This window comes from Lysinibacillus sp. BPa_S21, from assembly GCF_023337795.1.
Classification (GTDB): domain Bacteria; phylum Bacillota; class Bacilli; order Bacillales_A; family Planococcaceae; genus Lysinibacillus.
Genome location: NZ_JALIRS010000002.1, coordinates 73,192 through 86,040, shown reverse-complemented (window position 1 = coordinate 86,040; position 12,849 = coordinate 73,192). Strand labels below are relative to the sequence as shown.

Here is a 12,849-nt window from a genome sequence, read left to right as displayed (position 1 = left end):
TATTTTACGAGGGGGAAACAATCATGCCAGCAAAAACAGGAAAGCAATATATTGAAAGAGTTGATCATGCACAGGCAAATATATGGATTGATGGCAAACAGGTAGAAGGGAAAATTTCTGAACATCCAGCTTTTAAAGGAGTTATGAAAACGCAGGCAGAACTTTACGATTTGCAACATCATCCAGACAAAAAGGATTACATGACATATGTATCTCCAACAACTGGTGAACGTGTAGGTACATCTTTTATTCAGCCAAAAACAAAAGAAGATTTGGTGACACGTCGCAAAATGATGCAAGAATGGGCGAAATATAATGGTGGCATGATGGGACGTTCCCCTGATTACATTAATGTCGGGATGATGGCGTATGGTTCAGCTTCAGAAATGTTTGGAAAACAGGACTCGATCTATGCCGAAAACATGGCCAACTACTACGAGTATTGTCGTGAAAATGATTTATCCTTAACACATACGTTGATTCAGCCTCAAGTCAATAGGGGAGTAAATTCAGCACAGCTTCCAGATCCATATATTGCAGCACGAATTAAAGAAAAAACATCTGAAGGGGTCGTGATTAAAGGGGCAAGATTACTTGCTACTCAAGGTGGTATTACCGATGAAATCATGGTATTCCCATCTACTTTGTTAAAACAATCAGCTGAAGAAAATCCATATGCATTTGCATTCTCTATCCCGAATAACACACCGGGCTTAAAATTTATTTGTCGAGAATCTTTTGATTATGGTAAGTCCCATTTCGACCATCCGCTAGGTTCTCGCTTTGAAGAAATGGATACCATTGTTGTATTTGATGATGTTGTCGTTCCGTGGAATAGAGTCTTTGCCCTTGGTGATGTGAATGTGTGCAACCAGGCTTACAACGAAAGTAATGCAGTTGTTCATATGACACATCAAGTTGTATCTAAAAACATCTCAAAAACAGAGTTTGTACTTGGTATTCTGCAATTAATGGCAGAGACCATTAATATTGGTCAATATCAACATATACAAGAGAAAATCTCAGAGGTAATTATTGCGCTTGAAACGATGAAAGCATATGTCGTTGCTGCCGAAGCAAATGCAAAAGTGGATAGATGGGGAACTATGACACCAGAATTTGCACCGTTAAATGCTGCACGTCATTACTTCCCGAAAATTTACCCTCGCTTTACAGAGATTATGCAATTAATGGGTGCAAGTGGCTTAATGGCTATTCCAGCAGAATCGGACTTCAATTCTGCTATTCGTCCGGATCTTGATAAGTATTTACAATCAGCCACTGGGGACGCTTATGATCGTGTGAAACTTTATCGTTTAGCATGGGATGTATGTTTAAGTTCATTCGGTTCTCGACAAACACTTTATGAGCGCTTCTTCTTCGGTGATCCAATTAGAATGGCAAGTACGCTTTATAACGGTTATGACAAACAGGAATATGTTGATCGTGTAAAAGAATTTTTGAATCGATCAGAAGCGTTTATTAAAAATAGCTAATTAAATGACTAAGGGGGATGAGGGTATGGATTTCAATATCATTCGTATTGCCAGAACTATTATTAATGTGAAGGATTTAGACCGTTCAAAAGCTTTTTATGTAAAAGCGCTCGGCATGATTGAAACGGAAACAAAGGATGATTGTGTCTATTTGAGAGGGCTTGAAGAACACACACACCACAGTTTGGTTCTTAAAAAATCCGAGACGTTAGGGGTACACGCACTCGGATACAAAGTAGAAAAAGAAGAAGATCTTGATCGTTTGGCTGAATTGTTTCAATCAAAAGGATTAAAAACAAAGTGGCTTAAAGAAGGAACCCAGCATGCTCTTGGGCGTGCATTGCATGTACATGATATTTCAGGGATGCCTCTTGAATTTTTCTGTAAAATTGAAAAAGCAGAGCGCTTACTTCAGCGCTACGACTTATACAGCGGTGCCCGAATTCAGCGGATTGACCATGTAAACTGTGCTGTACCAGACGTAGAAAAAGCTTACGACTTCTTTATCAACGAGTTAGGTTTTGCATGCTCTGAATATACAACGATAGAAGATGGAAGTATTTGGGCTGCGTGGCTACACCGCAAACAGACCGTGCATGATCAAGCCTTTATGAACGGAGATGGCCCGCGTCTTCATCACTTTGCTTACTGGCTACCGGATCCACTTGCTCTAATTCACTGCTGCGATGTTTTAGCTTCTCTTGGCTATTCAGAGAACATTGAAAGAGGTCCAGCACGCCACGGCTTATCCAATGCGTTCTTCTTGTATTTAAGAGATCCAGATGGATACCGCATAGAGCTGTATAACGGAGATTATTTAACAAGTGACAATGACTTCGAGCCAATTCGATGGGATTTAAATGACCCACGTCGTCAAACATTATGGGGGGCAAAAGCACCGGACAGTTGGTTTAATGAAACATCCCCATTTTTAGATATTGAAACGAATGAACAAATTCAATCGAAGTCACCAAACCTTGCACAGCGTAAACCAGAACTTGTTATCTAAATAAAAGAATGGAGGAATTTCAATGGATGATCGTACATTTCGAGATGCCATGGGTAAATTTGCAACCGGCGTAACAGTTATTACAACGGACATCAACGGAGAGCCTCATGGCATGACAGCAAATGCCTTCATGTCAGTGTCGCTAAACCCGAAACTCGTACTAATATCGATTAAAGAAAATGCGAAAATGCTTGATAAAATTAACCAATCTGGTAAATTCGCTGTGAATATTTTATCGGAAGACCAGCAAGAAGTTTCTATGTTATTCGCCGGTCAGATCAAAGAAAAGCGTGAGCCAGAATTTGACCGCCTAAACGAAATCTCGGTAGTAAAGGATGCACTGGCGAACATTGTATGCAATGTATATGGAAAGCAAGTAGCTGGTGACCATACGCTGTTCCTTGGAGAAGTAGAAGATATTGTTCTTCGTGAAGGAAAACCACTGACATTCTTTGCAGGAAAATATGGCCAGCTCGCTGCACCGCAGTTTTCTTAACATAAAAGGAGGGGGCAAACGATGGAGACAATTTATATCAAAAGTTCAATTGATAAATCAAAGTTCACTGAAATGGAAGCTTGTGTTTTGGCTCTTGGTTTTTTTGATGGCGTTCACATCGGTCATCAAAGAATTCTTGAAACAGCCAAACAAATTGCTGTGCAAAAACAATGCGCCTTTGGTGTTATGACGTTTTATCCGCACCCAAAAGATATACTCTTTCCTCATATGGAGCCAATGACTTATTTAACACCACTTCCTTTGAAAGAAGATCGATTTGAAAAGCTGGGTGTTGAGAAGTTATTTGTTGTTGAGTTTAGCCCTGAGTTTGCCCGCCTTTCCCCTAACGATTTTGTTGAACAATACATTATAGGACTTGGATGTATTCATGTTGTAGCAGGCTTTGATTATCATTATGGCTATAAAGGACTCGGTAATATGAAAACGTTATCAGAGTATAATCCCGGCAGTTTGGAAGTAACGACTGTTCCAAAGATCCAACATGATGATGAAAAAATTAGTTCAACAGCAATCCGAAAATTGCTTGATGAAGGTCATGTGCAAAAGATTCCTATGTACCTTGGCGATTTTTATGAAATTGACGGAGAAGTGAATCAAGGTTCTCTTTTTTATAAAAAACATCAGTTTCTTAAATTACTAGTAAAAAACAAATACCGAATACCTAAACCTGGTATTTATCGTATTCAAGTTGAAATAGATGGTCATCATTATGATGGAACCTGCCACCAAATAGCGATAAATGAGCAACACCTTTCATTATTAATACAATTAAAAGATTGTTCTATATATCCATACAAGAAGCAGATTAAGGTAAAGTGGCTAGATTATAAGTATGGCAAACAAAATGAGTCATACGGTATGAATGAATACATGCAAAAAGATGAGCTAGTGATCTAATTAAAAGTAGGCTATAACAGAAAGGAGTAGAATATGAATTTAAAAGTAGAAGCAAGAAAGAAAAACTTATACATTGATGGTCAATGGAAAGAATCCACTGAACATGCATCTCTAACATCTCCATACTCTGGAGATGTTATTGCATATATTCCTAAGGCCAATGAACAAGAAGTGAATGAGGCAATTGAAGCTGCATGTCGTGCAAAAACAGTAATGGCGAAAATGCCAGCCCACGAACGTGCAGCTATTTTGGAACGTTTGGTAGCTTTGTTGGAGAAACGTTTAGATGAAGCGGCAGAAATTATTGCTTTAGAGGCAGCTAAACCAATTGCTACTGCAATCGAAGAAGTGAAACGGACAATCCAAACGTATAAATTTGCAGCTGAAGAAGCAAAGCGAATTCATGGAGAAACACTTCCATTGGATGCTGCACCAGGTGGAGAAAAACGAGTAGCCTATACGGTGCGTGAACCTATTGGGGTTATTGGAGCGATTACGCCATTTAATTTCCCGATGAATTTAGTTGCTCATAAAGTAGGTCCTGCCATTGCCGCAGGAAATACAATTGTATTAAAACCAGCATCTCAAACGCCACTATCTGCTTTCTTTTTAGCAGAGTTGTTACAGGAAGCTGGTTTACCTAATGGAGCTCTTAATATTATTACGGGAAGCGGAAAAGTCGTGGGGGATAAAATCGTGACCGATGATAGAATTGCGGCTATTACATTTACGGGCAGTCCAGCTGTTGGGATTGGTATTCGAAATAAAGCAGGACTGAAGCGTGTGACATTAGAACTTGGTTCAAATGCAGCCGTTATTATTGATAAAGGGATCGATATTGATTCAATTATTAATCGTTGTGTGAAGGGAGCTTTTTCTTTCCAAGGTCAAGTATGTATATCATTACAACGAATTTATATTCATGAAAGTTTGTACGAAACATTTGTGCAAAAATTCGTTGAAGCAACACAACAACTCAAAATTGGTGATCCTTTAGATCCACGAACGGATGTTTCAGCGCTTATTTCAAAAGGAGATGTGGAACGTACTTTAGAGTGGATTCATGAGGCGAAACAACAAGGAGCAGAAGTAGCAACTGGGGGAATCGCAAAAGGGAATATTCTATTGCCAACGGTATTATTAAATGCAGAGTCTTCTTTAAAAGTTTCGTGTCAAGAAGTGTTTGCTCCAATTGTGATCATCAATAAAGTACAAGCAGTAGAGGAAGCAATTGAGCAAGTAAATGATTCGCGATATGGTCTTCAGGCGGGAATCTACACGGACAATGTTCATACAGCGTTAACGGCAGCTGAAAACCTTCATGTTGGAGGCGTAATGATTAATGACATTCCAACGTTTCGTTTAGATCACATGCCTTATGGAGGGGTGAAGGAAAGTGGCGTTGGAAGAGAAGGCATAAAATATGCTGTAGAGGAAATGACAGAACTAAAACTAGTGGTTTTTAATAGAAATTAATAATCGGAGAATTAGAAGCAAGCCTATTAAAGGAAAGAGGTGCTGTCAATTTGGAGCTAGTAAAAGAGCAGAGTAGTGTAAATAAAGACATCGAACAACAAGACAACAAACAAATAGATTATGTCAAAATTGCCACTTCGGAAGATTTTAAACAACTACTTTTAGATAAGAAAAAGTTTATTATTCCATATACAATTTTTTATTTAGCTTATTCATTAGCTTTACCATTCCTAGCCTTGTTTACAAATATATTAAACGTCCAAGTAATAGGAGACATTACCTTGGCGTGGATTTACGGTATTTCCATTATCTTTATGTCATTTGGGGTATGCAGTGTTTATGTAAAGAAGTCTGCTGAATTTGACGAAAAGGTAAAGCAAATCTTAGTAAAAGAGGGGCTGTAGTCATATGGGATGGGATATTATTCTTCTTTTTGTACTCATGTCAATAGGGGTACTTTTTATTACGTACTATGCTTCCAAAAAAACAAAAACGGCAGGTTCTTTTTATACAGCTGGAGGTGGTCTGACTGCTAGGCAAAATGGTCTTGCTTTAGCTGGAGATTTTATGTCTGCCTCTACCTTTCTGGGGTTAATTGGAGCCTTTTCTTTAACGGGATATGACGGATTTTTCCTCATGTATGGTGCCCTTGTTTCCTTCCTTGTCATTTTATTTTTAGTGGCAGAACCATTAAGGAATCTTGGAAAATATACGTTAGGTGATATGATTACTGCTCGATTTAGGTTTAAACAAGTACGAGGTGTAACTGCCTTCAATACAATAATCATCTCAATTTTTTATATGCTTGCACAGCTTGTTGCTGCAGGAGCTTTATTCCGATTATTATTAGGTATTCCGTATAATATTTCGGTCCTTATTGTTGGTATTGCTATGTTAGCTTTTGTTTTGTTTGGAGGAATGACCGCAACGAGCTGGGTTCAAATTATTAAAGCCATTCTTTTAGTAGGTGGAACCTTTATTATGTTTGTAATGGTTATGTGGAAATTTAATTTTAATTTTATTGGTATTTTTACTGATATGAAAACAGCTACGCCTTTTGGGATTGATTTCTTAAATCCTGGTTTAAAATATAAAAATGGTTGGGATGCGGCTTCTTTAACACTTGGGCTCATTCTTGGGACAGCGGGTCTACCCCATGTATTAGTTCGCTTTTTAACTGTACCTAATGCTCAGGTAGCCAGAAAGTCAGTTGTTTGGCTTATGTGGATTATGGGGCTCTTCCATGTTATGGTCATTTTCCTTGGGTTTGGAGCAGCAAAACTAGTTGGAACTTCGAATATTATAGAGGCTAACCCAGCAGGGAATATGGCAGCGCCATTATTAGCAAAGTATATTGGCGGAGATTTGATGTTCGCTTTCATTTCTGCGGTTTCTTTTGCTACTATTCTCGCAGTTGTTGCTGGAATTGTAGTTACGGGAGCAACAGCATTTTCCCATGACTTTTATAACGAAATTTTAAAAGACGGGAAAGCAACCGAAAAACAGCAAATGTTTATGGTACGCCTTGCATCGATTCTCATCACCGCTAGCGCCGTTGCCTTATCACTATTTCTTCAAAATTTTAATGTGGCCTTTTTATCATCACTCGCTCTAACTTTAGCGGCGAGTTCGAATTTACCTGTTATTTTATTAACTATTTTTTGGAGAAAATTCAACAAAACTGGAGCAATCTTTGGGATGCTTATAGGATTAATTAGCACGATTGGTCTGGTTTTGTTAAGTCCAAATGTTTGGAATCCAGAACCAGGTGTTGCCTTATTTACTGGTAATCCTATCTTCCCTCTTGCATCACCAGGAATTCTTTCTATACCATTAGGTTTCTTAGGCTGCTTTATCGGTACATTTATAGGGGCCCGTAAGTCAAAAAATGTAGAGGATGATTTTTCAGAAATTATCGTTAAGTCAAATATAGGTAATGATGTTAAAGGTGTAGTTCATCATTAGTGATAGTTTTGCAAGCTCAATAAAATGAAGTAATTATTTGAAGAATTTACGAGTTTATGAGAGGAGTGAATAGTTTGAGTAAGGCAATTATTAAATTTAGTGAAACCCTTCACACAAAAGAAGTGGAAGTAGATCCCAAAAGCAATACAATTATTCTCGGTGATAGAAAATTACCAGTAGAGCAGTCCTCTTTGGAGGCACCAATTTCGGGTACTGTATATGGGGCTTTATTAAATTATAGTGGCGAGCTTAAGGCATTAGGTTCATCATTAACTAAAGAACCTTATAAACAGCCTCCCAAAGCACCTGTCTTATATATAAAACCGGTGAACACCATTACTGGATTTAAATCTTTAATTCCATTTCCCGAGGAGACATCTCATCTGCAAGTAGGTGCTTCATTGGGCATTGTCATTGGGAAAAACGCTACTCGTGTAACAGCAGAAAAAGCTTTGGATCATGTATTAGGATACACCATTGTAAATGATGTGAGTATTCCACATGAGAATTTTTATCGACCAGCTATTAAACAAAAAGCAAGAGATAACTTTTGCCCTGTTGGTCCGTGGATTATTGAACGCGATGCAATCGCTGACCCTAATAAGTTGACGATTAGTGTATTCGTTAACGATGAATTAAAACAAAAGAATACAACGGCCAATTTAATTCGTCCTGTATCACGATTGATTTCTGAAATTTCGGAATTCATGACACTGTATGAGGGAGATGTTTTACTGGTTGGAGTACCTGAGAATCCCCCGCTTGTTGAAAAGGGAGATCGAGTACGAATTGAAATCGATGGAATCGGTTATTTAGAAAATACAGTTCAATAAGAATCTCATTGTTTTGTAAAGGAGCGCGATTATTATGAAACATGCACGTGTAGTATTTCAGGATGTCCATCATCACGCAATTGAAACTAATGATGGTCACCTGAAACTAGAAGATGGACAAATTGTTTCGGAGGAGGATGTGATCTGGCTACCGCCAGTTCAACCTAGAACCATTTTTGCTTTAGGATTAAATTATGCAGATCATGCAAAGGAACTTGCTTTTCAAGCACCAACAGAACCTTTAGTTTTTCTAAAAGGTCCTAATACTTTGATTGGTCATCGAGGTCAGACTTACCGACCGGCTGAGGCTACCAATATGCATTATGAGTGTGAACTTGCAGTTGTCATTGGGCGTTCTGGGACTAATATTAAACGAGAAAATGCTTATGATTATGTAGCAGGATATACCGTTGCAAATGACTATGCCATCCGTGATTATTTAGAAAACTATTATCGTCCGAACTTAAAAGTAAAGAATAGAGATACTTGTACACCAATCGGTCCATGGCTAGTGGATGCAAAAGATATTGAAGATCCTATGAATCTTACATTGCGTACTTATGTAAATGGAAAAGTTACTCAGGAAGGCACAACGAAAGATATGATTTTTAGTATTCCGCAATTAATTGAGTATTTAAGTAGTTTTATGACATTAAATAAAAACGACATTATCCTTACTGGTACGCCTGAAGGATTAGTTGATACAAAGGAAGGAGATGAAGTCATTACTGAAATTGAAGGAGTAGGGCGACTAGTAAATACCATTATTAGTGAAAAACAGTTTTTAAGAACCGAAAGTGATAACGCCATTTTTAGTAAGTGAGAGGGATGAAAACATGCCGCATTTTATTGTTGAATATACCGATAACATAAAGGAAGAAGCAGACATTCCGAATTTGCTTAAAAAAGTGAATGATGTATTGATTAGCCGTAGTCATCTTTTTCCGATTGGAGGAATTCGATCAAGAGCAGTTGAACTTCAAGATTACCGAGTAGCAGATGGAGCAGAAGATGATGCATTTGTTCATGCTATTTTAAAAATTGGGGCGGGAAGATCGGCTGAAAATAAGAAAGAAACTTGTGACGAACTATTCGAAGTAATCAAGGATCATTTTGCTGATCTATTTGCTAGGCGATATTTGGCTTTATCTATGGAACTGATTGAATTCAGTGAGGAAGGAACTTACAAGTATAACAATATTCATAAGCGGTTTAAAAAGTAAGAGGTACCTTACTTCCTAATATTCTTGTCATGTTTCTTCGTATAGCATTTGGCGGAGTGTTGAATTTTATTGATGGGCTTGATAAGGAAGCGGTTAGTTCCGCTTTTTACAATAAAAAACATTTAATACTGCTTACAATTTAGGTTACATCGCGTTAAGGATAGATTTCCATTTCAGGAAGGGGACTTTAAATGACAAAGAGTCAGGCTTTAGATGTGAACTGCATTGAATGGGTAAGTCAAATAAACAAAAGTTATATTGGAGGTCAATGGGTAGAGGGTGGAAGTAAAAGAACTTATTCAATAAAGGATCCATATGATCAGTCAACTATTACTTCTGTAGAATTAGCGAATGTTGAGCAAATAAAAGACGCTTATCACCAAGCAAAAGCTGCACAAAAGGAATGGGCTAAATCTACTCCAGAACAAAGAAGAGAAGTTTTAACGAAAGCTTTAGACTATTTAGAAAGAAATAAAGAGCATATTTTGGAATTAATTACACGAGAAACAGGTGGAACACTACTTAAAGCTCATATTGAGTTTGGCTTTGGGGTTAGTGACATAAAAGATGCTATTAATATGGTTGATGAAATATATACACCCAAAAATTATGCATCTACTACACCAGGGAAGGTTAGCCATGTATATCGATTACCTTTAGGTGTTATTACGTCCATCACACCTTTTAACTTTCCGTTTAACATGGCAACAAGAACGATTTTCCCTGCCATTGCTCTTGGGAACAGTGTTGTTCATAAACCAGATATCCAAGTTGGCATAGTTGGTGGGCAAGTTTTTGCAAAGGCTTTCGAGGAAGCGGGACTTCCTGCTGGAGTGTTTAATTCAATTTTAACCGATCTTCAAGAATCAGGAGATGAATTCCTGTTAAATAAGAATTCTTCGTTTATCAGTTTTACAGGATCTACGGCAGTAGGCAAACATATAAATAAGGTAACAGGCGGAACATTAAAACAAATGGCATTAGAACTTGGAGGCAATAATCCTTTAGTAGTTTTAGGAGATGCCGACGTTGAACAAGCAGTGAAAATCGCCATCTTCGGGAAATTTTTGCATAGTGGTCAAATTTGTGCGATTACAAACCGAATTATTGTTAATAAAGAAATTTACGATGAATTTGTTGCTAGATACGTAGAAAAAGTTAAGGGATTAACCGTAGGGGACCCCAAGGATCCTAACACAATTATTGGACCTGTTATCAATAAAAAACAAGCTGATAAAATCATGGATTTAGTTAATAAGGCAAAGGAAAGTGGATTAAAAGTTGCCGTAGAAGGTGAACGTACAGGGAATGTTATTTCTCCATTTGTATTTGTGGATGTACCAAATGATTCTAGTCTTGCATCTTGTGAAATTTTCGGTCCTGTTGCACAAATTATTCCGGCTGAAAGTGATGAAGAGGCCATTCGTTTTGCTAATGACACGGAATATGGATTATCCTCTTCCATTATAACTAGTGACTTAGAAAGAGGGGAAAGACTAGCCCTTGAGATCGAATCTGGTACAACACATATAAATGATATGCCTGCAGTCCTAGAAGGAAACGTTCCATTTGGTGGAGTGAAACAAAGTGGAATTGGGCGTTTTGGCTATGAATGGATTGTTGATGAGTTCACTGTTGCGAAATGGGTATCTGTACAGGAAAGTAAATTAGATTATCCGTTTTAGGATTGCAGCGACATTCAATAGATTTGAAGCTATTTCTCCATAAAGTATTAAATTGTTAAAAACCTGTTGTTAGAAAGGCCTGTAACCTTGAGTTGAAAAGGGATACAGGTTTTTCATTTAGTTATCGATAATGTTTATAAATATTGTTCAATTGTTCTGGGATAAATAGTGAGTTATCTTTTTTCAATCTACAATTATGAAATCCACATCTTCATCAAATTAGTACTATTGAGGGGAGGTGAATAATTAACTGAATCTTCTGGAAATCACATTGATTAATTTTTCTTTTTTTATTACACTTATTTTACGAAAGTTCGTCGAGAGGTGGAAAAGTGCTTTGGTTCAATTGATAGAAAAAGAATACGATAGTACTTCTTTAACTGACATAAATAATAGATTTTTCTTTAAGCTATGAATCAGGTAATCCAAAAGAAGAAATTTGATTTGGAAAATCTTCTGGCAAGGTCTTTCTAAATGAAGAATAGCTACTTCTTAAAATGAATGTAGCTATTTTATGTGAAATGTAGAAAAGTAGTAAACCGTTGATGTAGCTGTTTTTCAATTAACCGAGGGAATAATTGCGTATTAAGCATCAGTTTGTAAGCGCTTACTAATTTGCGTTATAGGGGGTATAAAGTTGATTAATCCTTTAAATTCGAAAATAATTAGTTACTTGCCGTCTCAGCCTGACTTCGAATTTCAGACAGATTACTATACGGAACAAAAAGTTAGAATACAACCAAATCAACCATCTATTCTTTTCTACCAATTTAAAATGGGCGAGGTAAGTAGTCAAATTTCTGTTATTCCAGATGGATGTATTGATATTCTCATTAATTGTGATCAGCATTACGGTAATATTTGTGGAAGCGTTACTAAAAGTAGAGAGATTAACCTTCTCCCCAACAGTACATACTTTGGTATTCGTTTTCTGCCATGCCTAAATATTAAGAAAATAGGAATTAAAGACCTTACGGATACAGAAGTTTGCTTAAATGAAATGCTTCCTGTCAATACGAATATCTTAGAAAGGGTAGTAACTGACGGAAGTTTTATGGAGAGAGTCCAAATATTCATTGAAACATTAGGAAGTCATATTTTTGAGATTGATAAATCAACAAAAACAATAAAACAAGCATTATATAATATATACGCGACAAAAGGTAAGATTACCATAGCTCAACTTGCAGAAGAAGTAGGATTTTCAACTAGATATTTAAGAAAACAATTTGAAGACCATATTGGAATTTCCCCAAAATTATTTAGCCAAATAGTAAGATTTCAATCATCATTAAATATGATTCTGAGGACAACCCACTTTACGTTAAACGATGTTATTTATGAGAACGGTTATTATGACCAAGCTCATTTGATTCATGAGTTTCGGAATTTTGGATGTATGACACCTTATCAATTAACTGGGCAAAACGGTTGTCTGAAAACAAACTAAATAATGTTTGTATAGCTAAAGCAATTACTTATTTAAGTAATTGCTTTTTTAAGTGCGCCCGGCATGCGCATATTTGAAGAATTTGCGAATGAATATTTAGAATGTTCCGATTTTTACAATATCAAATTATCTTAATCTGATAATCTGGAATCAATATAAAGAATGCTTATTTTTCCTACTACAGTTCAAGGGGAAATTGGCGACCACCAAAAAACAAAAGAAGGGAGTCAGATGAATGGCGAAATACAAACTGTTTATTAATGGTAATTGGGTTGAGGTCGTGTCAGCTTTGTCTAAA

General features: G+C 37.0%; 12 protein-coding genes. All 12 read left to right on the top strand.

The window, feature by feature from the left end; genetic code table 11:
- Nucleotides 1–23: 23 nt before the first annotated feature.
- Nucleotides 24–1,496 (top strand): 4-hydroxyphenylacetate 3-monooxygenase, oxygenase component, encoded by a 1,473-nt coding sequence (gene hpaB, locus MOK21_RS03675; protein WP_249072629.1) that lies wholly within the window; start codon nucleotides 24–26, stop codon nucleotides 1,494–1,496.
- Between the two features lie 25 nt (nucleotides 1,497–1,521).
- Nucleotides 1,522–2,505: a 3,4-dihydroxyphenylacetate 2,3-dioxygenase gene (gene hpaD / locus MOK21_RS03670; RefSeq protein ID WP_249072628.1), complete on the top strand. Its 984-nt coding sequence runs from the start codon at nucleotides 1,522–1,524 to the stop codon at nucleotides 2,503–2,505.
- A 22-nt stretch (nucleotides 2,506–2,527) separates the two neighbouring features.
- The gene (locus MOK21_RS03665) at nucleotides 2,528–3,001 is read left to right on the top strand and encodes a flavin reductase family protein (RefSeq protein ID WP_249072627.1); all 474 of its coding nucleotides are present in this window, start codon (nucleotides 2,528–2,530) and stop codon (nucleotides 2,999–3,001) included.
- A 21-nt stretch (nucleotides 3,002–3,022) separates the two neighbouring features.
- Nucleotides 3,023–3,919 carry a cytidyltransferase gene (locus tag MOK21_RS03660; RefSeq protein WP_249072626.1) on the top strand — a complete coding sequence of 299 codons (897 nt, stop codon included), beginning with the start codon at nucleotides 3,023–3,025 and terminating at the stop codon, nucleotides 3,917–3,919.
- 33 nt (nucleotides 3,920–3,952) lie between these two features.
- On the top strand, nucleotides 3,953–5,395 hold the full coding sequence (locus MOK21_RS03655) for an aldehyde dehydrogenase family protein (RefSeq protein WP_249072625.1): 1,443 nt from the start codon (nucleotides 3,953–3,955) through the stop codon (nucleotides 5,393–5,395).
- Nucleotides 5,396–5,445: 50 nt separating this feature from the next.
- The gene (locus tag MOK21_RS03650) at nucleotides 5,446–5,799 is read left to right on the top strand and encodes a DUF485 domain-containing protein (protein ID WP_249072624.1); all 354 of its coding nucleotides are present in this window, start codon (nucleotides 5,446–5,448) and stop codon (nucleotides 5,797–5,799) included.
- A 4-nt stretch (nucleotides 5,800–5,803) separates the two neighbouring features.
- Nucleotides 5,804–7,360: a solute symporter family protein gene (locus MOK21_RS03645; RefSeq protein WP_249072623.1), complete on the top strand. Its 1,557-nt coding sequence runs from the start codon at nucleotides 5,804–5,806 to the stop codon at nucleotides 7,358–7,360.
- Between the two features lie 65 nt (nucleotides 7,361–7,425).
- On the top strand, nucleotides 7,426–8,193 hold the full coding sequence (locus MOK21_RS03640) for a fumarylacetoacetate hydrolase family protein (protein ID WP_308221863.1): 768 nt from the start codon (nucleotides 7,426–7,428) through the stop codon (nucleotides 8,191–8,193).
- 34 nt (nucleotides 8,194–8,227) lie between these two features.
- Nucleotides 8,228–9,016, top strand: a complete 789-nt coding sequence (locus tag MOK21_RS03635; RefSeq protein WP_249072621.1) for a fumarylacetoacetate hydrolase family protein — start codon at nucleotides 8,228–8,230, stop codon at nucleotides 9,014–9,016.
- Nucleotides 9,017–9,029: 13 nt separating this feature from the next.
- On the top strand, nucleotides 9,030–9,416 hold the full coding sequence (locus MOK21_RS03630; protein WP_249072620.1) for a 5-carboxymethyl-2-hydroxymuconate Delta-isomerase: 387 nt from the start codon (nucleotides 9,030–9,032) through the stop codon (nucleotides 9,414–9,416).
- A gap of 191 nt (nucleotides 9,417–9,607) precedes the next feature.
- Nucleotides 9,608–11,101, top strand: coding sequence for an aldehyde dehydrogenase family protein (locus MOK21_RS03625; RefSeq protein WP_249072619.1), 1,494 nt, complete (start codon nucleotides 9,608–9,610; stop codon nucleotides 11,099–11,101).
- Nucleotides 11,102–11,738: 637 nt separating this feature from the next.
- Nucleotides 11,739–12,551, top strand: a complete 813-nt coding sequence (locus MOK21_RS03620) for a helix-turn-helix transcriptional regulator (RefSeq protein ID WP_249072618.1) — start codon at nucleotides 11,739–11,741, stop codon at nucleotides 12,549–12,551.
- The last annotated feature ends 298 nt before the right edge of the window (nucleotides 12,552–12,849 follow it).

What these genes read in the sequence shown, in the direction of transcription:
- MOK21_RS03630 (WP_249072620.1), top strand. Translation starts at nt 9,030, where the DNA reads ATGCCGCATTTTATTGTTGAATATACCGATAACATAAAGGAAGAAGCA.
- hpaB (WP_249072629.1), top strand. Translation starts at nt 24, where the DNA reads ATGCCAGCAAAAACAGGAAAGCAATATATTGAAAGAGTTGATCATGCA.
- hpaD (WP_249072628.1), top strand. Translation starts at nt 1,522, where the DNA reads ATGGATTTCAATATCATTCGTATTGCCAGAACTATTATTAATGTGAAG.
- MOK21_RS03625 (WP_249072619.1), top strand. Translation starts at nt 9,608, where the DNA reads ATGACAAAGAGTCAGGCTTTAGATGTGAACTGCATTGAATGGGTAAGT.
- MOK21_RS03645 (WP_249072623.1), top strand. Translation starts at nt 5,804, where the DNA reads ATGGGATGGGATATTATTCTTCTTTTTGTACTCATGTCAATAGGGGTA.
- MOK21_RS03660 (WP_249072626.1), top strand. Translation starts at nt 3,023, where the DNA reads ATGGAGACAATTTATATCAAAAGTTCAATTGATAAATCAAAGTTCACT.
- MOK21_RS03665 (WP_249072627.1), top strand. Translation starts at nt 2,528, where the DNA reads ATGGATGATCGTACATTTCGAGATGCCATGGGTAAATTTGCAACCGGC.
- MOK21_RS03655 (WP_249072625.1), top strand. Translation starts at nt 3,953, where the DNA reads ATGAATTTAAAAGTAGAAGCAAGAAAGAAAAACTTATACATTGATGGT.
- MOK21_RS03635 (WP_249072621.1), top strand. Translation starts at nt 8,228, where the DNA reads ATGAAACATGCACGTGTAGTATTTCAGGATGTCCATCATCACGCAATT.